20 protein-coding genes and 1 riboswitch are annotated in these 20,841 nt (G+C 69.7%); of the genes, 8 read left to right on the top strand and 12 right to left on the bottom strand.

Annotation, left to right across the window (positions count from 1 at the left end):
* Positions 1-56: 56 nt before the first annotated feature.
* The 7 genes from ACX1DX_RS07800 to ACX1DX_RS07770 form a co-directional block, all read right to left on the bottom strand.
* On the bottom strand, positions 57-1,904 hold the full coding sequence (locus tag ACX1DX_RS07800) for a helix-turn-helix transcriptional regulator (RefSeq protein WP_459396161.1): 1,848 nt from the start codon (positions 1,902-1,904) through the stop codon (positions 57-59).
* 82 nt (positions 1,905-1,986) lie between these two features.
* Positions 1,987-2,592, bottom strand: a complete 606-nt coding sequence (locus ACX1DX_RS07795) for a TetR/AcrR family transcriptional regulator (RefSeq protein ID WP_182764000.1) — start codon at positions 2,590-2,592, stop codon at positions 1,987-1,989.
* 12 nt (positions 2,593-2,604) lie between these two features.
* Positions 2,605-3,579, bottom strand: a complete 975-nt coding sequence (locus tag ACX1DX_RS07790; RefSeq protein WP_459396160.1) for an ABC transporter ATP-binding protein — start codon at positions 3,577-3,579, stop codon at positions 2,605-2,607.
* Positions 3,573-5,222 carry an ABC transporter permease gene (locus ACX1DX_RS07785; protein ID WP_182763999.1) on the bottom strand — a complete coding sequence of 550 codons (1,650 nt, stop codon included), beginning with the start codon at positions 5,220-5,222 and terminating at the stop codon, positions 3,573-3,575. Before ACX1DX_RS07785 ends, ACX1DX_RS07790 begins: the two co-directional genes overlap by 7 nt.
* Positions 5,219-6,280 carry a thiamine ABC transporter substrate-binding protein gene (locus tag ACX1DX_RS07780; RefSeq protein ID WP_459396159.1) on the bottom strand — a complete coding sequence of 354 codons (1,062 nt, stop codon included), beginning with the start codon at positions 6,278-6,280 and terminating at the stop codon, positions 5,219-5,221. Before ACX1DX_RS07780 ends, ACX1DX_RS07785 begins: the two co-directional genes overlap by 4 nt.
* Before the next feature lie 34 nt (positions 6,281-6,314).
* Positions 6,315-6,420: riboswitch (TPP riboswitch) on the bottom strand.
* 59 nt (positions 6,421-6,479) lie between these two features.
* Positions 6,480-7,523, bottom strand: coding sequence for a DNA integrity scanning diadenylate cyclase DisA (gene disA / locus ACX1DX_RS07775; protein ID WP_459396158.1), 1,044 nt, complete (start codon positions 7,521-7,523; stop codon positions 6,480-6,482).
* Positions 7,524-7,548: 25 nt separating this feature from the next.
* Positions 7,549-9,213: an ABC1 kinase family protein gene (locus ACX1DX_RS07770; protein WP_459396157.1), complete on the bottom strand. Its 1,665-nt coding sequence runs from the start codon at positions 9,211-9,213 to the stop codon at positions 7,549-7,551.
* A 102-nt stretch (positions 9,214-9,315) separates the two neighbouring features.
* Between ACX1DX_RS07770 and ACX1DX_RS07765 the strand changes: the two genes are divergently transcribed.
* Entirely contained in the window at positions 9,316-10,077 is a 762-nt protein-coding gene (locus tag ACX1DX_RS07765) for a HEAT repeat domain-containing protein (protein WP_459396156.1), read from the top strand.
* A gap of 46 nt (positions 10,078-10,123) precedes the next feature.
* Here ACX1DX_RS07765 and ACX1DX_RS07760 read toward each other — a convergent pair whose 3' ends face one another.
* The 5 genes from ACX1DX_RS07760 to ACX1DX_RS07740 form a co-directional block, all read right to left on the bottom strand.
* Positions 10,124-10,405, bottom strand: a complete 282-nt coding sequence (locus ACX1DX_RS07760) for a hypothetical protein (RefSeq protein ID WP_459396155.1) — start codon at positions 10,403-10,405, stop codon at positions 10,124-10,126.
* Positions 10,406-10,490: 85 nt separating this feature from the next.
* The gene (locus ACX1DX_RS07755) at positions 10,491-11,561 is read right to left on the bottom strand and encodes a HEAT repeat domain-containing protein (RefSeq protein WP_459396154.1); all 1,071 of its coding nucleotides are present in this window, start codon (positions 11,559-11,561) and stop codon (positions 10,491-10,493) included.
* Complete coding sequence (locus tag ACX1DX_RS07750; protein WP_459396153.1) at positions 11,554-13,470, bottom strand: dTDP-4-dehydrorhamnose 3,5-epimerase family protein; 1,917 nt, start codon at positions 13,468-13,470, stop codon at positions 11,554-11,556. Before ACX1DX_RS07750 ends, ACX1DX_RS07755 begins: the two co-directional genes overlap by 8 nt.
* Before the next feature lie 113 nt (positions 13,471-13,583).
* Entirely contained in the window at positions 13,584-14,957 is a 1,374-nt protein-coding gene (radA, locus tag ACX1DX_RS07745) for a DNA repair protein RadA (RefSeq protein WP_459396152.1), read from the bottom strand.
* A gap of 63 nt (positions 14,958-15,020) precedes the next feature.
* Positions 15,021-15,659, bottom strand: a complete 639-nt coding sequence (locus ACX1DX_RS07740; RefSeq protein ID WP_182763991.1) for a VOC family protein — start codon at positions 15,657-15,659, stop codon at positions 15,021-15,023.
* Between the two features lie 129 nt (positions 15,660-15,788).
* Here ACX1DX_RS07740 and ACX1DX_RS07735 point away from each other — a divergent pair, with 129 nt between their 5' ends.
* From ACX1DX_RS07735 to ACX1DX_RS07705, 7 genes are all read left to right on the top strand, one after another.
* Entirely contained in the window at positions 15,789-16,589 is an 801-nt protein-coding gene (locus tag ACX1DX_RS07735) for a sugar phosphate isomerase/epimerase family protein (RefSeq protein WP_459396151.1), read from the top strand.
* Positions 16,590-16,665: 76 nt separating this feature from the next.
* Complete coding sequence (locus tag ACX1DX_RS07730; protein ID WP_459396150.1) at positions 16,666-17,496, top strand: proline dehydrogenase family protein; 831 nt, start codon at positions 16,666-16,668, stop codon at positions 17,494-17,496.
* 4 nt (positions 17,497-17,500) lie between these two features.
* A complete protein-coding gene (locus ACX1DX_RS07725; RefSeq protein WP_459396149.1) occupies positions 17,501-18,286 on the top strand; it encodes a CPBP family intramembrane glutamic endopeptidase in 786 nt (261 codons plus the stop codon).
* A gap of 239 nt (positions 18,287-18,525) precedes the next feature.
* Positions 18,526-19,545, top strand: a complete 1,020-nt coding sequence (locus ACX1DX_RS07720) for an aspartate-semialdehyde dehydrogenase (RefSeq protein ID WP_459396148.1) — start codon at positions 18,526-18,528, stop codon at positions 19,543-19,545.
* On the top strand, positions 19,542-20,330 hold the full coding sequence (gene proC, locus ACX1DX_RS07715) for a pyrroline-5-carboxylate reductase (RefSeq protein ID WP_459396147.1): 789 nt from the start codon (positions 19,542-19,544) through the stop codon (positions 20,328-20,330). The genes ACX1DX_RS07720 and proC overlap by 4 nt, the downstream gene beginning before the upstream one ends.
* Before the next feature lie 127 nt (positions 20,331-20,457).
* Positions 20,458-20,559 carry a 30S ribosomal protein bS22 gene (locus ACX1DX_RS07710; protein WP_074436903.1) on the top strand — a complete coding sequence of 34 codons (102 nt, stop codon included), beginning with the start codon at positions 20,458-20,460 and terminating at the stop codon, positions 20,557-20,559.
* Positions 20,559-20,840 (top strand): glutaredoxin family protein, encoded by a 282-nt coding sequence (locus tag ACX1DX_RS07705; protein ID WP_076061899.1) that lies wholly within the window; start codon positions 20,559-20,561, stop codon positions 20,838-20,840. The genes ACX1DX_RS07710 and ACX1DX_RS07705 overlap by 1 nt, the downstream gene beginning before the upstream one ends.
* Position 20,841 lies beyond the last annotated feature (1 nt).

The following is a 20,841-nucleotide window of genomic DNA, read 5'->3' as shown; positions in this document are numbered from 1 at the left end:
CAGACGACGTGGGGTGGGTCCGAAAGGGCCCACCCCACGCTGCGTTCCTGCCCGCCTCACGGGGGCGGGATGATGCCCACCCGCACGGCGGCGACGGCGGCCTCGGCCCGCCCGCGTACCCCGAGCTTGCGGTAGATGGCACTGGTGTGGTGCATCACGGTCTTCGGCGAGAGGACCAGCCGCTCGGCGATCTCCTTGTTGCGGTGACCGCTCACCAGGAGGCGTAGCACGTCGCGCTCGCGGGCGGTCAGCTCGCTCGGCGGTGAGAAGGCGGGTGCCTCCGCGGCACCGGGGTTCGCGATCCGCAGCACGTAATCGACCGCCTCCGCCGCGGCGCTCTCCAGTGAGAGGTACGTGCCCTCCTCGGCGCATCGGTCGAACTCGTTCTCGCCCAACGAGGCACTGGCCATCGCCACGGCCTCGTAGTACTGGGTCTGCAGCACCGAGGGGAGCGCGCCGAGGATGAGTTCGTTCCACTGGAGCAGCGAGCCGTGCAACCGGGCCGCAACCCTGGGGTGCCCCATCCGGGCGGCCAGCCGCAGCGTCAGCAGCACGTGGGGTACCAGGGCGTTGCCGTTGCGGTTACGGGCGACGAGCCGGTAGCGCGCGATGAGCCAGGGCGCGGAGCTGGCCGGGTCTGCCGTAGAGAGCGCCTGAACCGCCAGGAGGACCAGAGTGAAGGACTCCAGGCGCCGGTCTCCCAGGTCGCGGGCGAGCGCCAGGGCCCGTCGCAGCGCCGGCAGGCCGCCGGGAGAATCAGGTGTGGTCGAGGGCAGCCGCCCGAGCAGCAGGGCGCTGTAGATCATCGCCTTCTGGTCCCCGGCCTGTTCGGCCCGCTGCCAGGCGGACATGGCGATGTCGGTGGCACCCTTGTGGTCGCCGAGCACGTGGCGGATGGTGGCGACACCGAACTCGAAGCGGGCCCGCCAGCCGTCCAGTCCGAGGCGCGTCGCGATCTCGAGACCGTCAGCGGCGGCCTTGCCGGCGCGGTCGTAGTCGCGCAGCACCCCCAGGGTCAGGACTTCGGCCAGGCGCGGGAACAGCAGGTCCTCAGGACGCCCCAGGGCCTCCGCTATCGCCACCCCCGTGTTGAGGTTCTTCTGGATGCGTGGCACCCGTTGGACCGCGTCGGAGGTGAACGACTCGATGAGGGCCAGCCACGTGAAACCGTCGAGCTTCACCTCCAGGGGAGTGTCGGCCCTCTTCAGGAGGCGGTACAGGACGTCGCCGATGATGTCCTCGTCGCCCCGGCGGTCCGCCTCCGGCAGCAGGTCGACGGCGAGCCGCGCCGCCATCGGCGGGTTGACCGCCTCCAGCTCGTGGACGGCCCCCCTGGCGGCATCGTAGGTGGAGGCCAGCAGAGCGATGGCCGACAGGTCGTCGCCGCCTGAACGGTGGAGGGCCGCCTGCCGGGCGATGGCTGCGTACTGCTCGGGGCCCACCGGCGCGCCGTCCTCCGACGACGCCCGGGGCGGTTGTCGGTGGTCCACCGGGCCGAGGGAGAGGGACGCGAGAAGGCCGCCGCCGAGGCGGTGCTGGGACACAGCGAGCACGGTCACGCCTTCGCGTTCCGCGGCGGCCGCGGTCTGGGCCTCGCGGCCAGCGAGGTTCTCGGCGTGGTGTGCGACGAGGAGTTCCGGCTCCCACATGGAGGACCGCCCTGGTGCCGAGGTTCGGCGGGCCGGGAGCCTGCGCATCGCGGTGAGGACCCGAGCCAGTGCCTGATCGGCGTCGAGCGTGGTCAGGTCGACGTGGGAGGGCTCGCGGTACTGGCTGGTCAACCGCTGCAGGGCCCCCAGGATGAGGGTGGAACGGTCAGCTGCTGCGCCTCCGCTGACGCACACCACCCCCGGCGACAGCCGCGCGAGGACGGCGACCAGCCGATCTGCCATCTGTGGTGACATGCCCCCGCACCTTCCGCGCCCATCCGGCACCGTTCGGGCCAATCTTATCCCCGGGTACCGCTGCGGGGGCAGGGGCCCGAAACTAATTTACGCGTGCGGCGGTGCCGGTTGCGGCGTCCACCATCGCCCGAGCGGCGTCCACCACGGAGGGAATCAGCTTCTCAGGCGGAAATCCCTGATCAATCTGCACGAACGCCGCCTGGAGGATGCCTCGGGTCAGCGCGACGTTGAGCCGGACCAGGTCAGGGTCTTTCAGCAGCGCGCGCCAGGCGCTGATGAGCGAGGCGCGCAGCACGGTGTGGGCCTGGTCCGCGATGGCGGAGGTGACCTTGGAGGCGCCCGGCTGCTGGGCCATCTGCATGAGCCACCCGTGACCGCTGCTGGCGGCCTCCTCGAGGTTGGCCCGCACCCAGGCGACAACCTGGTCCCCGGGGTCCGTCACTTCGGCGACGGCATCACCGACCGTCTTGGACCACAGGGGGAGGTAGCGGGCCACGACCATGCCGCGCAGGTCGTCGATGCTGTCCACGTAGCGGTAGATGCTGTTGCGCGCGATGCCCGCGTCCTGCGTCACCTTCCCAGCGGTGAGGGGTAGCCCGGCGCGGAGCAGCGCCTCGGCTGCGTCGAGGAGTTTGACCTCAACCTGCGCGCGGTGCTCCGCGACGGAGGCAGCGGCGATCTTCGGCATGGCGACATTGTGTCACGCCGGAACGATCGCGCCCCCGACCAGGGTCACCCGAACTGAGAGCGTGTCGAGTTTCGACGGCGAGGCCACCGTCGCGGTCTGGCCGTCGGGCAACAGCACCTTCACCTCGACGTCGTCGATGGTGAGCGTCTGGTCGACGACCGCCAGCTCGAGACCGTGCGGATCCAACTGGAGCGAGGCGGGGCCGATGCCCAGCAGCTCGCCCGTGGCCAGGCTGCCCGTCCAGCCCAGGCGGCGCGCCTCGGCCTCGACGACGAACGCGCGGTAGCCCAGGAAGGCGGCGACCTGCCTGCTGTGCGGCCGCTCCCGCAGGATCTCGGGGGAGGCCAGCTGGAGCAGCCGGCCCTCGTCGAGCACGGCCACGAAGTCCGCGATGGTGTACGCCTCCTGGTGGTCGTGGGTGACGTAGACGGCGGTGGTGTGGGTCTCGCGCAGGATCCTGGCGAGGTCGTCGGCCAGCCGGCGGCGCAGACCGGTGTCGAGCGCGGAGAGGGGCTCGTCGAGGAGGAGGGCCCGTGGCGACGGGGCCAACGAGCGGGCCAGCGCCACCCGCTGGGCCTGGCCTCCGGACAGTTCGGTGGGCCGGCGGCTGCCGTAGCCTGCCAGGCCGACGAGTTCGAGCATCTCCTCCACGCGCTCGTACTGCTCCGGCTTGGGGAGTCTGCCCAGGCCGTAGGCGATGTTGCGGGCCACGTTCATTGTCGGGAACAGTTGGCCGTCCTGGAACACCAGGCCGAAGTTGCGCTTGTGCACCTTCACGGGGGCGAGGTCCTCGCCGTCCCAGAGGATGGCCCCCGACGAGAGGGGTTGCAGGCCGGCGATGGCCCGCAGCAGCGTCGACTTGCCGGATCCGGACGCGCCCAGCAGCGCCACGATCGTGCCCGGCTCCACCCGGAGCGACACGTCGTCGACGGCGACCGTGCGGCCGTAACGGACCGACACATCGTGTACTTCCAGACCGGTCACCACGCGGCCACCTCCTTCGGCCGCAGGCGTTCGGCGGCGGCCATCGTGATCCCTGCCAATCCTGCCAGCACCACGGAGGCGGCCAGCGCCACGCCGTAGTTCTCTGCGCCCGGGCGGCCGAACAGCCGGAAGATCAACACAGGCAGCGTCGGGTTGTCCGGCCGGGCCAGGAAACTCGTGGCACCGAACTCACCCAGCGAGGTGGCGAAGGCGAACCCCACCGCCAGGCCCACCGCCCGGCCGAGATGGGGCAGCTCGATGCGGCGCACCACCTGCCAGGGCGTGGAGCCCAGCGTGGCCGCGGCCTCGAGTTGGCGGGGGTCGATGGCGCGCAGGGTGGGCAGCAGTGTGCGGACCACGAGCGGCAGGGCGACGACGGCCTGGGCCACGGGGATGAGCACGATGCTGGAGCGGAGGTCCAGCGGCGGCCGGTTCAGCGTGATCAGATAGCCGAAGCCCACGGTGACGGCGGACACGCCCAGCGGCAGCAGGAACAGCGACTCCACCACGGCCAGTGCGGATCTGCCCGCCGCGCGTCGGGGTCGCCTGGAGGCGACGAGCGCCACGAGCAGCCCGAGGGTCACGGCGATGGCCGTCGCTGCGATGGCTGTGACCAGTGAGGTGCGGAGTGCTGCCCACACGCTCACTCCGGCGCCGCCCTCGGCGGCGAGTTGCAGGTAGTTGACGACGGTGAACCCACCGTCGCGGTGCAGTGAGCGCCACGCGAGGTTGGCGAGGGGGAGGCCGAGCAGCGCCACGGCCACGGCCAGCGTCAGGCCGAGCGCCGGACCGTCGCGGCGCAGGGAGAGGCCGCGCTCCGAGTCGACGTCGGGTTGCAGCCTCAGGGCGCGGGTCATGCGGGCCTGGGCGCGGCCGCTCAGCCAGAGAGCGGCGGACACGATGACGAGCTGGGTGATCGACAGGGCGGCGGCCGACGGCAGGTCGAGGAGTTGCGTGGTGAGGAACCAGATCTCGGTCTCGATGGTGCGGTAGCGGGTCTGGCCCAGCACCATCACAATGCCGTAGCTGGAGGCGCTGAACAGGAACACCAGGGATGCGCCGGAGACAATCGCCGGCGTCAGGGCCGGCAGCGTCACGGTGCGCAGTGTGCGGAGGGGAGAGGCGCCCAGCGTGCCGGCGGCCTGGGCCAGGCGCGGGTCGAGGCGCGCCCAGAGGGTGCCCACCGTGCGCACGATCACGGAGTAGTTGAAGAACACCATCGCGGCGAGGATGGCGGCCGGGGTGCCGGCCAGGCCGAGCCAGCCGAGCAGCCCGTCGGGGCGCAGCAATGAGCCGAATGCGACGCCCACCACCACCGTGGGCAGCACGAAGGGGATGGTGATGAGGGCGCGCAAGGTGTCGCGGCCGCGGAACCGGCAGCGGTAGAGGAGGTAGGCGCCCGGCAACCCGAGCACCAGACACAGCAGCGTGGAGGCGGTGGCCGTGCCGAGGGTGAACCAGATGGCCCCCCAGGTGCGGCGGGAGCCGAAGACTGAACTGAAACCCTCGAGCGTCCATGAGGTGTCGTCGTGGAAGCCCCGCAGCACGAGCGCGGCGGCGGGCCACGCGAAGAAGAGCGTCAGGAAGGCGGCCGGAACGAGCGCCGTCAGCGCCCATCCCAGCCGCCAACCCAGGGTCGATCTCACCCCATGGCCTCGGTCCAGTCACGGATCCACTGGTCGCGGTTCGCGTCGATCTCTTCGGGGGAGACCTCCACCGGCGACGGTGCCAGCGGCGCGAAGCGGGCCCACTCCTCGGGCAGTTCGGTGTCGGTCGCCGCAGGGTACATGTACATCTCGGTGGGGAACACGCTCTGCACCTCGGGGCTGAGCAGGAAGTCGACGAAGGCGCGGGCGCCTTCCTCGTTCTGGGCGCCCGCGAGGACGCCGGCGTACTCGACCTGGCGGAAGCACGTGTCCAGCAGCGCTTCGGTGGTGGATTCGTCCCCGTCCACTGTGTACGCGGGGGAGGTGGCGTAGCTCAGCACCAGCGGGCGGGGCCCTGCGCCGTCGGCGCCCGAGAAGTCCGTGTAGTAGGCCTCGGTCCAACCCGAGGCGACCTTCAGGCCGTTGTCCGCCAGGGCGGACCAGTAGTCGAGCCAGCCGTCGCCCTTCTCGCCGATGGTGGCGAGCAGGAAGGCCAGGCCCGGCGAGGAGGACGCCGGGTGGGTCACGACGAGGAGGTCCTTGTATTCGGGTTTGAGGAGGTCGTCGAGGGTGGCCGGGATGGTCAGGTCGTGCTCGGCGAACCAGCGCTTGTCGGCGTTGATGCACACGTCGCCGAAGTCGATGGGCGTGAGGCCCTCGGTGGCCATGGCCCTGGCCTCCTCCGGGAGGGCCTCTGACTCGTAACCGGAGAGGACACCCTCCTCCGCGGCGCGCGAGGCGTAGGTGTTGTCGATGCCGAACACCACGTCGCCGAGCGGCGAGTCCTTCGTGAGGATGAGCTGGTTGACCAGGGTGCCGCTGTCGCCGGGCTGGACGTAGGTCACGTCCAGGCCGGATTCCTCGGCGAACCGGGCCTTGAGGTCGTCCGGCAGGCTGAACGAATCGTGGGTCACCACCGTCAAGGTCGACGACGAGGTGAGCGCCTCGGACGTCTCGCGCGCGGGGCCTTCCGTGCCCCCCGGGGTGGCCGCTCCGCCGCAGGCCGCCAGCGCCAGCACGGCGGCGGCCGCGATGGCAGAGTGTACGAAGAACTTCATGTCCGCTCCTTCAAGAGGAGGGCTCGGCGGATGCCGAGGAGAATTCCCAACTCCCTACGCCGGTGCTAACCGGATCAGGTTTGAGGGTCTGCGGCCTCCCGCACTCTCAGCGCCCCGGTGGCGCTCCCCTGTGTTCGGCGTCCACCTTAGCGCAGTCCGGGAAGTGCTCTCCAGGGGGTTCGCGGCTGACGGGCGTCTGTCAGGAACCGCTGGAGTCCGTGATCCGCAGCAGGGCGTCGCGGATCTGGCGCGCACGGCGTGGGCCGATCCCGTCGATCTCCATCAACTGCGACACGGAGGCGCCGAACATCTCCTGCAGGGTGTACCTGCCCACCAGCTTCGACACCATCGGCGCCGGTAACCGGCCCACCCGGGAGAGGAGTCGCACGCCGCGCGTCTCCAGGCTCTGTTCCAGGTTGGCGTTCGCCCCGAACCCCAGCCGCTCCGCCACCAGGCCGCCGCTGAAGAGTTCCTCGGGAGAGAAGTTGTGCAGGGCCAGCAGGTCGAATTCCGAGGGGTCCGACAGGTTGTGCGCGTAGTCCTCCGTCAGCAGATCCGCGACCCCCTCGAAGTGGCTGGCCAGTTCCGTGTGCTGCAGCGCGACCATCCTCCCCTCGACCCCGAGGATGTCCACATGGAACTGCATCTCCGTGGACAACCTGCGGGTGAGTTCCAGGCGGTGCGCGACGTGGGTGAGGTCGCGCAGGGTGACCTGCTCGCCGATCTCGAGCAGCGTGAACTGCTCCATCTGGTCTGTGAGCCGCGTGACGACGCGCGACAGAGTGGCCAGCGTCTGGTTCGCCCGGCTGATCACCTGGGGCACGGTCTCGACGGGATGGCGCCGGCCCCCCAGGAAGAGGGAGACGGTGCTCATAGAGGCCGATACGGTGACCACCGGCACGCCGGCAGACTGGGCCGTGCGGTCCGCCGACCGGTGCCTGGTGCCCGTCTCGGCCGTGGGAAGATCGCCCTCCGGCACGAGGTGCACGCCGGCGGCCACGATGCGGCTGAGGTCGTTGGAGAGGATGATCGCCCCGTCGAGCTTCGCGAGTTCGCGGAGATTCTGCTCGGTGCAGTCGACGCCGAGTTGGAAGCCGCCCGAGCACACCTGCTGGACCCTCGTGTTGTTGCCGAGCACGATGAGGGCGCCGGTGCGGCCGAGCAGGATGCGATCCAGGCCCCCGCGCAGCTGGGTGCCCGGCGCGAGCAACCGCAGATAGCGGCGGATGGCGGACCTTGGCACCTGGACTCCTTACGTCGGGGTCAGTCTACGGGGCGTCGTCGTACAGCTTGCGGCGCCTGTCACGGCGCTTGACGCGTCGGACCGGGGGCCGGTCCTCGAAGAGGATCCCGACCACCATGACGAGGCCCCCGATGGCGGCGATGAGGAAGAAGATCGCGCCCAGCGCGGGGTAGCCCAGTAGGTGGGGCCCGACGTCGGCGACCATCAGCAGGGCGGCCGCCACCGTGATCGCGGCCAGGATCAGCGCGACCGACACCCGGTTGGCCACCTGGTGCAGCACCATGTGGAGCCGGTCCTCGTCGACGGCGTTGATGTTGAAGCTCAACTCGCCCTCGGCGAGGGAGTCGAGGATGCGGTTCGCGCGGCGGGGGAGCCGCTCGATGAACTCCTTGCCCTCCAGCCCGCTCAGCAGCGTCTGGCCGGCGCTCGGGCTGAAACCGGCGCGGAGGATGGTGGAGACGTTGGCGCGGATGGCCTCGATGGGCGTGAAGCCGGGATCCAGGTGCTGCGTGGCCTGATCCAGGTTCAGCAGCGCCTTGCCCACCATCGTCATCTCCGCGGGAGGACGGAGTCCGTGTTCCCCTGAGAGCCGGGCCAGTTCCATCAGCACGGTGCCCGCCTGGAGATCCGGGCCCATGGCGAGCGTGGTGGACACGAGGTGGGTGACGGAGTCACGGAAGGCCGCCGCATCGTAGTCCTCCAGCGGGTGGCCCATCCCGGCCAGCACCATGGCCGCGGCCTCGCCGTCGGCGTCGCCGATGGCCACGAGCAGCTTCACCAGCGACGTCCGGACCCGCGCGGGCAGACGCACCACCATGCCCACGTCGAGGATGGCGATGCGGTGGTCCGGGGTGAGGAACAGGTTGCCGGGGTGGGGATCCGCGTGGAGGATGCCGTCCACCAGCATGGCCTTCAGCATGAAGTGGAACAGCGAACCCGCCAGCGCCGGGCCGTCGACGTCGAGCAGTTCGATCCTGCCGACGTCGGTGATCTTCTTCCCGGGCATCAACTCGAGCGTGAGCACCTCGTCTGTGGAGTAGTCGTCGATGGGGGTGGGCACCACGAGGTCGCGTTCGTCCTCGGCGAGGTCCGCGAACAGGCGCAGGTTCGCCGCCTCCTTGCGGTAGTCCAGCTCGTCGGCCATGGAGCGCCGGAACTGGGCCAGCATCCGCGCGGCACCGAGGCGGGGGCCGACGGGTGTGTTGTGGTCCACGAAATCTGCCAGGCCTGCGAGGGAATCCAGGTCGTTGCGCACCCGGTCGCGCACGCCGGGGCGCAACACCTTCACGACGACGTCGCGGCCGGACTTCGTCACCCCCCGGTGCACCTGCGCGAGGGAGGCGGCGGCGATCGGCACGTCGTCGAACTCCGAGAACATCGCGTTCACGGACGCGCCCAGCGACTCTTCGATGCGCGCGCGAATCTGTTCGACGGGCACCACTTCGACGTCGTCCTGCAACCGGCTGAGCTCGTCGGTGTAGACGGCGGGCAGCAGGTCACGCCGCGTGGACAGGAGTTGCCCGAACTTGATGAAGGTGGGGCCCATCTCCTCGAGCGACCGCGTGAAGTTGCGCGCGTCCTCAGCCGTCTTGTTGCTGTCCGGCGAGTCACCAGGGATCTCGGAGCTCTGCGTGCTGAAGGCGCCCATGTGGCGCACCAGCAGCGTGCCCAACCTGGTGATCATGGCCATGTCCGGCATCGTTGCTCCCTGTCCCTGGTTCTGCCCACAGCGTAGTCGACCCCGGTTTCGCCGGTTGACCTTCACGCGACGTGAGGCTTTACGTTCTGAGGCATGACACGAAATGCCCAGACCCTGATCAATCAGCTCGATTCCCCCGTCGGCACCGACCGTCGCATGGCCGCGCTGGCTCTCGGGTCCATCAAGGACCCGGCCGTCGTCCCGGCGCTGCTGGCGCACCTGAAGACGGAGACCGACGGACGCGTGCGGGAGGACCTCACGTGGGCCGTGGTGCAGCACGCCGACGAGGCTAACGACGAGATCCTCGCCATGCTGCAGAGCGACTCCGAGCACGTCCGTTTCACCGGGGCCCACGTGGTGAGCAAGGTGGGCAACCCGGAGCACTTCGAGCACGTCCGTGGGCTGGTGGCGGACCCGCACAAGGACGTCGCGCTCAAGGCGTACCGGGCCGCTGCCAACACGGGCGGCCATTTGGCCGCCGGTGACCTGGCCGCCCGCTTGGGCGACGGCGACGACTGGCAACGCGACGCGCTGAGTGACGCCTTCCGCAAGCTCGGCCAGGGCGGTGTGGCCGCACTGGTGGCACGGCTGACCGACGAGTCGACGGCCGTGCGTGAGCACGCCGCCGAGGCGCTCGGCTACGTCGGCGGACCCGAGGCGGACAGCGCCGCTGAAGCCCTGGAGAAGGCCACGGCCGACGAGGACGCCGACGTGCGGCTCGCCGCCGTCTCCGCGCTCGGTCAACTGGGCTACGCCTCTGACGAAGCACTGGCCCGCGTGGCTGAGGGCGACGACCGCTCGCTCGCGGCCGTCGCGCGTCGCTTCCTCGAGGAGCGGGTGCACAACCCCTCCTGAGCTCCAGTGGCGGCCGGGGCCCGTCGGTCAATCCGACAGGCCCCGGTCAGCCGCCGAGATGCTTGGGCTGGACGGGTGTGAACGGCACCGCGCCGAGGTCGTCGGTGCCGTCCTCGTCGATGTCATCGTCAAGGTTGTCGTCGTCCGCATCCAGGACGGTGCCGGTGTCGGAATCGATCGCCGGATCGTCTTCGAGTTCGTCGGCGATCTCCTCGTCCGAGCGGCGGGGGTCCTCCGCTCCCGTGTCCGGGTCCTGCGCCTTCACGCCGGGGAGGGGAGTGATGTCCTCTGGGAGCTGGCCGCTGCCGTGGTACTGGTCGCTGTTCATTGCCGTCCTCCTGTTTCGGGTGATCGACGCTACCAGCCGGGGCGCTCAATCGGCGGTCAGCGGCGACGCGACGTGGGGCGGCGGGCTAGGACGACCCGAGCAACCGCCGCGCCACCAACCGGGTGCGATCGTCTGTCGACGAGGCCTCCTCCCGGATGGCGGCGGCCGCCTCGGGTTCGGGTCGTTCGCCCAGCGCCAGCAGGGCGGCCAGGCGCACCTCGGGGTCCGCGTCGTGCAGCGCGGCGATGAGCACCGGCACGTCGGCCGGGTCCGAGTGACCCGCGAGGGCCTCGATGGCGTGCAAGCGCGCGACGGCCGAAGCGTCGACGGCTGCGTCCCTGAGCAACCATCCAGCTTCGGGGATGCGCCCGAGGCTCCGGGTCACCTCCTCACGCACCGCGCCGCGCTCATCGGAGAGCAACGGCACCAGCAGCTTCGCTGCGGCCTCGCCGCCGACCTGTCCCAGCCCGAAGGCAGCCCTGGCGGCGACCTCCTCGGAGTCGTCGTGCGCGAGCTCTCCCAGCGTGGCGATCCCCACCGGGTCGCGGAGTTTGCCCAGGACGTGGGCCAGTGACCGGCGGGCCTGCTCGTCACCGTCTCCGAGCGACGCGATGGCGTTCATCACGACGGCGCCGCGGTGCACCAGCGCCCAGGTGGCCGCCTCCCTGACGCCCGGCTCCGGATCTGAGCGGAGCCTCTCCACGAGGTCTTCGACGGCGGCCGCCCCCTGCTCGGTGAGCGCGGCCCGGAACCGCACATTGGGGTCCTCGTGCTGGAGTTGTTCGCCCAGCGACAGCACGTCGAGCACGTCGTCCCACCCGGTCTGCGCGGCTGCCCGCAGCCGCTGGAGCCGGGCCAGCCGTTCCTGCTCCTCGCCGATGCGCGCCTCGACGGCCACGATGTGCCGGCCGATCAGTTCAGCCGCGTCCGTTCCCGGGTCGTCCAGCACCTGCCGCACCTCGTCCAGGCTGAGGCCCAGCGACTTGAGGTGCTGAACGGCCAGCAGCCGCTCCATGTCTTCCGGCGAGTAGAGCCGGTAATCAGAGTAGGAACGGCCGCTTGGCACCAGCAGGCCGAGCTCGTCGTAGTGCCGCAACGTGCGGTGCGTCAGGCCGGTGAGGCGTGACACCTCGCCGATGCGGAGCCACTCAGTCACGGCCGGCCAGCTCGGTCAGAGCCCCGAGGATGATGTCGAGGTGGGTGTCGATGCTGTCCGCTGCCGTCCTGGCCGCCGCGTCGCCGCGGCCGTACGGGTCCGGCACGTCATCAGCGGTGTCCGAGGTGCGGTGCCTCCAGAGGTGCTCCGTGACTCCGCTGAGGGTGGCGGACTCCGGCAGGGTGGCGAGTTCCCGGGCGATGTGCCCGATGACGAACACCTTGCGGCCCAGCGCCGGCCAACTGTCGAGAATGTAGCGACGGTGGTCTGCGGCCATCGCGATCACCAGGTCTGCCTCTTCGAGCATGGCCCGGGTCAGTTGCTGGGCGCGGTGGGTGGAGGAGTCGCCGTCCACGATACGTGCCGCCATGGGCGGGTCGATCTCATGCCCGACGAGGGCCTGGATCCCTGCCGAGAGGAAGCGGAGACCCGGCACCCTGCGCGCCCGGGCGACGACATCTGCATAGGCCGAGCGGCAGATGTTGGCCGTGCAGACGAACATGACCGTGTAGGGCCTGCCCGGCATCCTTGCCGCTGCTGTAGCGGCCTCCCCGGTGGCCTGCAGCGGTGCGGGCTTGGCCCCGTGCACCTTGTCGATGAGGCCCAGCCACGCGTTGTCCGGTGTGAAGCCGGTGGCCTTGATCTTGTCGAGCCGCAGCAGGGCGGGGGATGGGGCATCGGCAACAGCCGAACTGTGCACCAGAGCCGGATCTGCGCCGACGATCTGGAACACCCGCTGCGCCGCCTGCGCCCAGCTCACCGACCGGCCGTCACCGGTCAGGTTGTAGACGCCGGGAGCGGCCACCGTCCGGACGAGGTGGATGATTCCCGCCGCGAGGTTGTCCGTGAAGGTCAACCGGCCGAAGTGATCTCCCAGCACGGTGACGGGCTGATGGTGCCGGGCCCGGGCGGTCATGTCGCGGAGGAACCCCTCATCCGGGTCCATCACCCAGCCGGTCCGGATGATCAGGTGGCGGGGGACCGTCGCGGCGATCAGTTCGCCGGCCGCCAGCGCCTGCCCGTGCGGATGACCGAGGTCCAGCGCGTCGGTTTCACCGTGCTCCGGACCCGGGCCTTGCAGTGCCCCGTCGTCCGAGAGGTGTACGTAGCGCAGCCGGTGCGTGCGGGCGATCTCCGCGAGCCGGTGTGCCCGGACGGCGGCGGACGACCACGTCTCTTCGCGCTCGAACTGGTCCGGGAGCCCGGTGGGGAGTCTGCCGGCTGCCCCGATGATGGTGTCGAACGCCCAGAGGTCGATGGGGGCAGCTCCAGCATCGAAGGCGGAGGAGGGCAGGCCCACGGCTTGAGGGAGTTGGCGGGCCAGGGCCCTGCCCAACGAGGTGTCGGTGCCGACGACCAGCGTGCGTCGTGGGGGCATCGGCGGGGCGTCCTGCAGTAGCGGCAGCGACGCGTCGCGCTGGGCGACGAGCGCGCGGTCCCGTGAGATCGGCCACGGGATGTTCAGCGCCGGGTCGAAGAGGTTCGCGGTGGCGGACTGCTTGCGCGCATCGGGGGTCCAGTGGTGCTCCAACAGGTAGGAGAACGTGGTGCCGTCCTCCAGGACCTGGTGGGCGTTGGCCACCCCGCGCGGCACGAACACGGCCACCGAGGTGTCCAGGTCACAGTAGAAGGTGCGGCCGAAGGACTCGCCGGGCCGGAGATCCACCCAGGCGCCCATGGCGCGTCCGCTGGTGAGCGTGATGAGCCTGCCCCATGGCTCGGCGTGGAAGCCGCGCGTGACGCCGCGGTCCACGGTGTGCGTGACGTTCTGCTGCACCGGCCCGAAATCCGGCAACCCGGCCGCACCGAAGGACCCCCGGTGCCAGTTCTCCTTGAACCACCCGTCGTCGTTGTACTGCACGTTCAGGTGCAGTACCAACAGCCCCGGGATGGAGGTGGTGGTCTTCACGTGTTGCTGCCCTCCGTCTGCTGTCTGCGCCCTCGTATCCTAAGCCGCGCCGCGCGGTGGCGGCGTGCGCATCCTGTCACCGCGGCAAAATCGCCCAACGGGGCCGGGCGAGGTCAGGGCCGCCGGAGATCCAGTACCCCCAGGGCGTCTGCCAGAGTGGGAACCTCGACCACGCGCAGGTTCCCGAGCTTCGGCACCCGGGCCGTGACGTCGCGCGAGCCGGTGGGGATGATGGCCAATTCGAAGCCGAGCCGGCCCGCCTCTGCCAGGCGACGCTCGGCACCCGGCACCCTGCGGAGGTCTCCGGCCAGGCCCACCTCGCCTAGGGCCAGGAGCCGTTTGGGGTAGTGCCTGTCCAGGGCGGCTGATGCGATGGCCACTGCCGCGGCGAGGTCTGCCGAAGGGTCCGTGACCCGGGCTCCGCCCACCGTCGAGGCGTAGACGTCGAGCGCCGACAGCGGCAGCTTGACCTTGCGCTCGAGGACGGCCAGCACCATGGCGATGCGGGAGCCGTCGAGCCCGTGCGTGGTGCGGCGCGGCGACGACTGCGGCGAGGGGGCGATGAGCGCCTGGATCTCCGCCAGCAACGGACGCCGGCCTTCGAGCGTGACGGTGACGCAGGTGCCGGGCACCGGCTCATTGTGGGCGGTGGTGAACAGCCCGGACGGGTCCGGCACCTCGACGATGCCGTTCTCGCTCATCTCGAAGCAGCCCACCTCATCTGCGGGGCCGTAGCGGTTCTTCGTGGCCCGCACCATGCGGAAACCTGAATGGCGGTCCCCTTCGAAGGTGAGCACCACGTCCACCAGGTGCTCCAGCGTGCGGGGACCGGCGATGCCGCCGTCCTTCGTGACGTGCCCGACGATGATCGCCGCCATGTTCTCACGCTTGGCGACGCGGGCGATGGCGGCGGTGATCTCGCGGACCTGGCTGGGGCCGCCCGGCGCGCCGTCCGCGTCCGCGGCAGAGATGGTCTGCACCGAGTCCAGCACCAGCAGGGAGGGGCGCACCTGTTCCATGTGGCCCAGCACCGTGCCGAGGTCTGTCTCCGAGGCGAGGTACAGCTCGTCGTCGACGGCGCCGGTGCGTTCAGCGCGTAGCCGCACCTGGGACGCGGACTCCTCGCCGGAGATGTAGAGGGTCTTCTCACCGGAGCGGGCCCACTTGGCGGCGACGTCGAGCAGGAGCGTGGATTTGCCGACACCGGGCTCGCCTGCCAACAGGACGACCGCACCGGGAACGAGGCCGTCACCCAGCACGCGGTCCAGTTCGGCGATGGTGGTCAGCTTGCGCTGGGCCGAATCCGTGGGCACCTGCGAGATGGGCACCGCCTGCTGCATGGGCACGGAGGAGGCCACCGCGCGCAGCCGTGGCGCCCCCCGCTCGACCACCGTGCCCCAGGCCTGGCATTCGCCGCAGCGGCCGACCCAGCGCACGGACGTCCAGCCGCACTCGGTGCAGTTGTAGGTGTCCTGTTTCTTCGCCACGCGCTTGAGCCTAGGTCACGGCGCAGACAAAGTCGGACGAGCCGTCGTCGATGGCGCCACGAGTTAGATGGTGACGGTGCCCTTGGAGGGGGTGTCGAACGTGACGGAGTTGAGGCCGGGGGTGCCGTTGGGCGACACCAGGTCCAGCTTGATGCCGTCGATCTGGTCCGCGACGTCCACGCCCAGCCATTCGGAGAGGCGGTCCGCCGAGCCCGAGATCTGCAGTTCCTTCAATGCGCAGTCGCCGTGGAGGGCGGCGGGGCGGAGCGAATCGTCCGACTTCCATTCGAGGAAGTAGGGGAGCTGCGGATCGGCGATGAGCCCGCGGATGCCGATCTGGACCCACTCGAGCCGGCGGCCGTCGGGGAACAGGCGTGAGCCGGGCACTGCGGAGCGGTCGAGGCGCTTCTCGTAGGGGGAGATGTCGTTGACGCTCAGTACCCAGCCGAGCCAGCCGCCGCCCATTTCGGAGCGGGCGCGGACGGCTTGGCCGAAGGCGGCCTTGTCCGCTGCGGGGTGGTCGAGCACCTCGACCACCTCGATGTAGCGGGCGTCCGCCAAGGGGATGATGTGGTTGCGCGTACCGAACCGGGGGTGGAAACCGCCGTCCTTGTATTCGGTGCCCAGTGCGTCAGCCAGTCGTTCAGCCTCACCCTTGAGACCTGCGGGACCGGTTGCGAAGATCAAATGGTCGACGTGCATACCGACATTCTTCCCCTCGTGGGGGCGAAACGACTAATCGGGGCTTGCCGGGCGGCTATCGGCGTGGTGTCGGCGATCGCGATCCCACGGGTCAACCGGCGGGATCTGTGTGCGCGGTAGGGTGGCGATGTGACCCAGTCGAAGGTTCTCTTGTCGACCACTTCCGTGTATCCGGAAGCCTCCGCCAGCGCATTCGAGTTGGCGGCTGCGCTCGGGTACGACGGCATCGAACTGATGGTCGGCGTCGACGCCCTGTCCACAGACATCGCGGCTGTGGAGAAACTGGCGAACTACCACGGCGTGCCGGTGCTGTCGGTGCACGCGCCCACCCTGCTGATTACCCAGGGCACCTGGGGCTCCGACGCGTGGGGCAAACTCAAGCGATCCGGCGAGGCGGTGCAGCACCTGGGCGGCGACATCGTCGTGGTGCACCCCCCCTTCCGCTGGCAGCGTGAGTACGGTGCCGGCTTCGTGGACGGCATCAAGCGGCTCAACGCCGAGGGGGGCGTGAAGTTCTGCGTGGAGAACATGTTCCCCTGGCGTACGCCTGCAGGTCCGATGCAGACCTACCTGCCCGGCTGGGATCCCACGCCCTATGACTATGACCACCTGACCTTGGACCTGTCCCATGCCTCCACCTCGCAGCGTCAGTCGATGGACTTCGTGCACGCCTGGGGAGACAGGCTGGCCAACGTGCACTTCACGGACGGTCGCGGGTCCTTCAAGGACGAACACCTGCTTCCCGGCGAGGGGGACCAGAACGCCTGGGGCGTCCTGGCTGAGATCGTGCGTGCCGGGTACACGGGGCACATCGTGCTCGAGGTGTCGACGCGCCGCGCCCGCTCGCGCCACGAACGCGAGGACCTCTTGGGCGGGGCCCTGCAGACCGTGCGCGACACGCTCGCCAAGGCGCAGGCCGGGGCCCACTGATATGTCGCGGCTCCACAGCGCAGTGCGCTCCGTGATCCGGTCTCGGTGGGTTCAGGGTGCCGCCCTCAGTAGCGGCGTGGCCGAGGAATTCGCCAGCGCGTACGTGGTGCCCGCCGAGGCCGACGCCATCGCGGTGGCCCGTAAGCTGAAGAAGCAGGGCCTCGAGATCTCGTTGGCCTACCTGCCCACCAGCGACGACGAGTCGGAGTCGCCGGGCCGGATCCTCGAGACACTCGAGCATCTGGGGGACCTCGCCCGGGGCGCTGAACTGTCGGTCAAGCCGTCGTCCCTCGGCCTCCGCGACGACCGCGTGGCAGCAGCAGCGGTGCTGGACGGGTTGTGCCGGGCCGCAGATGACGCCGGGGCCCTGATCACGCTGGAGATGCAGGGGGCAGACAAGTACCAGCCCACGCTGGACCTCTGGCAGCGGGCCCGGTTGGACCACCCCCTCCTCGGCATCACGTTGCCGGCCGACATCCGACGCGCCGAGCGTGACCTGGCCACAGCTGCCGGTGCCGGTGCCCGCGTGCGGCTGTGCGTCGGCTCCTACCCCGTGCCGCCGTCGATGGGCTACCGCAGGGAGCGCGACAAGCAGCTTGCCCTGGTGCGCTGCCTCCGCGTCGCCATGGAATCGGGTTCCTACGCCATGCTGGCCTCGCATGACCCCACGCTGATCGCCATCGCCCAGGACCTTGCGCGCCGCAACGCCATCCCCCGCGACGGGTTCGAGTTCCAGATGTTCTACGGCGTGCGGCCGCTGGAACAGCGTCGCCTGACGGACATCGGCTTCACGTCGCGCACCTATGTCCCCTTCGGGCCGGGCTGGTTCGAGTACCTGACCACCCGCATCGCCGCCCGCCCCCGCACAGCGTTCAGCTACCTGCGCGCGGTGGCCGACAAGAGTTGAGGCCATGACAGTCACGTCCGTTCCCCGCCCGGGGCTCCAGCGCCTGCGCACCGAGATCGTGGTGGTGCTGCTCATCTCGCTCGGCCAGTCCGCGGTCTACGCACTGCTGTCGATCATCAACAAGCTCACCCGCCCGGAGCCGCTGGCGCAGCAGGTGACGCGGATGAACACGTCCACCACACCGGACCGGCCCTGGCTCGACCTCGCGTACCAGTTGGCCGGCCTCATCTTCCCGCTGATGCCCGTGGTGCTCGTCCTGTTTCTGCTGGCCGTGCACCACCGCCCGGCCGAGGGGCCCTGGCGCGTGATGGGTTTCGACCTCCGCAGACCCGGCTTCGACGTGGCGTGGGGTCTCGGCGTGTTCGCCGTCATCGGCGTGGCGGGCCTGGCCTTCTTCATCTTCGCCTTCCAGATCGGCATCAACACCCAGGTCCAACCGGCGAACCTGGCGGACAACTGGTGGACGGTGCCCATGCTGCTGGCCAGGGCGGTGATGAACGGCGTGCTCGAAGAGGTCGTGATGGTGGGCTACCTGTTCACCCGATGGGCCCAGCGAGGCGGCCAGATGTGGGTCATCCTCGTGGTGAGCGCCGTGATCAGGGGCGGGTACCACCTCTACCAGGGCTTCGGCGGCTTCATCGGCAACCTGGTCATGGGCCTGGTCTTCGGCTGGCTCTACCTGAAGATCACGCGGGTCATGCCGCTGGTGGTCGTGCACACGTTGCTGGACATCGTCGCCTTCCTCGGTGCACCGCTGCTGCCCGTGGTGATGGGGTGGGTCGGCCTCTGAGGTCAGCCTTCCGGTTTGACGGTGCCCATCGTCAAGGGCGCCACATCCAGCAGCGAAATCGGGTTGGCTGTTCACTGCTGGCTTTGATGCCAAGGACGGCGCCAAACCCAGCACTGAGTCTGGAACCTGAAGCCCGCCATTTCCAGCTTGTGCCCGTGCGGACGAGCGCGTTCTGCCCCAGCCGTCCACAGCCACTCGCCGACCATGGCGACGTCGGCATCGGCGGTTACAATGCGCCCATGCGTGTTGGAATTTTTGGTGCCACGGGGCAGGTCGGCGGAGTCCTTCGTACCCTGCTCGAGGAGCGCAACTATCCCGTCGATGAGATCCGTTACTTCGCCTCCGAGCGGTCCGCCGGCCGGACGCTGCCCTGGAAGGGCGAGGAGATCATCGTGGAGGACATGGCGAAGGCAGACTTCGCCGGTCTCGATGTTGCCCTGTTCTCTGCGGGAGGCTCCACCTCCAAGGCGTACGCCGAGAAGGTCGCCGCAGCGGGCGCCACCGTCGTCGACAACTCGAGCGCCTGGCGCCTCGACGAGCGCGTGCCGCTGATCGTCTCCGAGGTGAACCCGGAGGACGTCGACAAGGCCGAACTCGGCATCATCGCCAACCCCAACTGCACCACCATGGCGGCCATGCCGGTGCTCAAGGCCCTCCACGACGCGGCGGGCCTCGCCGCGCTGCAGGTGACCACGTTCCAGGCCGTCTCCGGCTCCGGCGTCGCCGGGGTGGAGGCGCTCGCGGGCCAACTCGGCCAGATCGAGGACCCCACCGTGCTCGCGCACGACGGCTCGCAGTTCCAGCCCACCAGCACCGGCCCGTACGTCGCCCCCATCGCGTTCAACGTGGTGGCGTTGGCGGGCAACCTCGTCGACGACGGTGAGGGCGAGACGGATGAGGAGAAGAAGCTGCGCAACGAGTCGCGCAAGATCCTCCATCTCCCTGACCTGCTCGTCGCCGGCACCTGCGTGCGGGTGCCCGTGTTCACCGGTCACTCGCTCAGCGTCCACGCCCGTTTCGACCGCGACATCACCCCGGACGAGGCGCGCGCCGTGCTGGCGGAAGCCGCCGGTGTCGAACTTTCCGACGTGCCCACGCCGCTGGCCGCCGCGGGCGGCGACACGTCGCTGGTGGGCCGCATCCGTCAGGACCGCAGCATCGAGGGCAACAAGGGCCTCGTGCTGTTCATCAGCAACGACAACCTGCGCAAGGGCGCCGCGCTGAACACCATCCAGATCGCAGAACTGCTCGTCAAATGATCGCGGTCATCGGCGCCGGGGCCATGGGGGAGGCCCTCATCGCCGGCTGGCTGGCTTCTGGCATCCCCAGCTCCGACATCGTGATCGTCGACGCCTACGAGCCGCGCGTGCAGGAGCTCGAGGAGCGCCACGGCGTGACCGGGGTGTCGCTCGCGGAGGCTGCGCAGGCAGACACCGTCGTCCTGGCGGTCAAACCGCACCAGATCGACGGCATCCTGAAGGTGCTGAAGGACGACCTGGCAGGGGAGAGCCTGGTGGTCTCCATCGCCGCCGGCGTGACCCTCGCAGCGCTGGAGAGCGCCGTGCCGGGGCGCGCAGTCATCCGCGTCATGCCGAACACACCCGCGCTGGTGGGCAAGGGGATGGCCGGTGTCGTCCGCGGCAACCAGGCCACCGTGGAGCACGTCGAGCGGGTCCGTGGGCTCCTCGACGCCGTGGGCCGCGCCGTCGTGATCGACGAGAAGCAGTTGGACGCGCTGACCGCATTGTCGGGCTCCGGTCCCGCCTACCTCTTCTATGTCGCCGAGGCCATGATCGAAGGCGGGGTGCACCAGGGGCTCACCCGCGCGGAGGCCACCGAGCTGGTGACGCAGACGTTCGTCGGATCGGCCGCAATGCTGGCTGAAACCGGCAAGTCGGCCACCCAACTGCGTGAGATGGTCACGTCGCCGGCAGGCACCACAGCAGCCGCCCTGCGCTCGCTCGACGACCACGGCGTGCGCGCCGCGTTCCTCGACGCCATCGAGGCGTGCCGCACCCGCGGCATCGAGATGGGCAAGAGCTAGTCACTGACCGTGCCCGCGCGGGAGCGGGATTGGTTGAACCTGCCCGGTGCAGGTTAAGATTGAGAGTCTGACCGTCCGCAGGACAGTCGATACGTCCGTAGTACAACCCCGGCTAGAAAGGCACACAGTGGGTTCTGTCATCAAGAAGCGCCGTAAGCGCATGTCGAAGAAGAAGCACCGCAAGCTGCTGAAGCGCACTCGTATTCAGCGTCGCCGCGCCGGTAAGTAGTGACTCCACCCTCCCGGGTACTGCTGTTGACCCGCGACGGTTGCCACCTCTGTGTGGAAGCCGAAGCCGTCATCCGCAGAACCTGTGAGGATATGGGAGTGGGCTGGCGCGTCATTGATGTCGACACCCACGAACATCTTCGGGCGCGGTTTACAGACCACGTCCCGGTGACCTTCGTGGATCAGGAGCTGCACGGCTACTGGTTCGTCGACGAGAAGGCGTTGCGTGCGGCGCTGGTTACCAGCGCGCCTCAGCTCACCTCCGCAGACTGGACCCCCTGAA

The organism is Tessaracoccus zhenghani (genome assembly GCF_054552775.1).
Note: the sequence above shows the minus strand (reverse complement) of the source record. Positions and strands in the feature narration are given on the sequence as shown.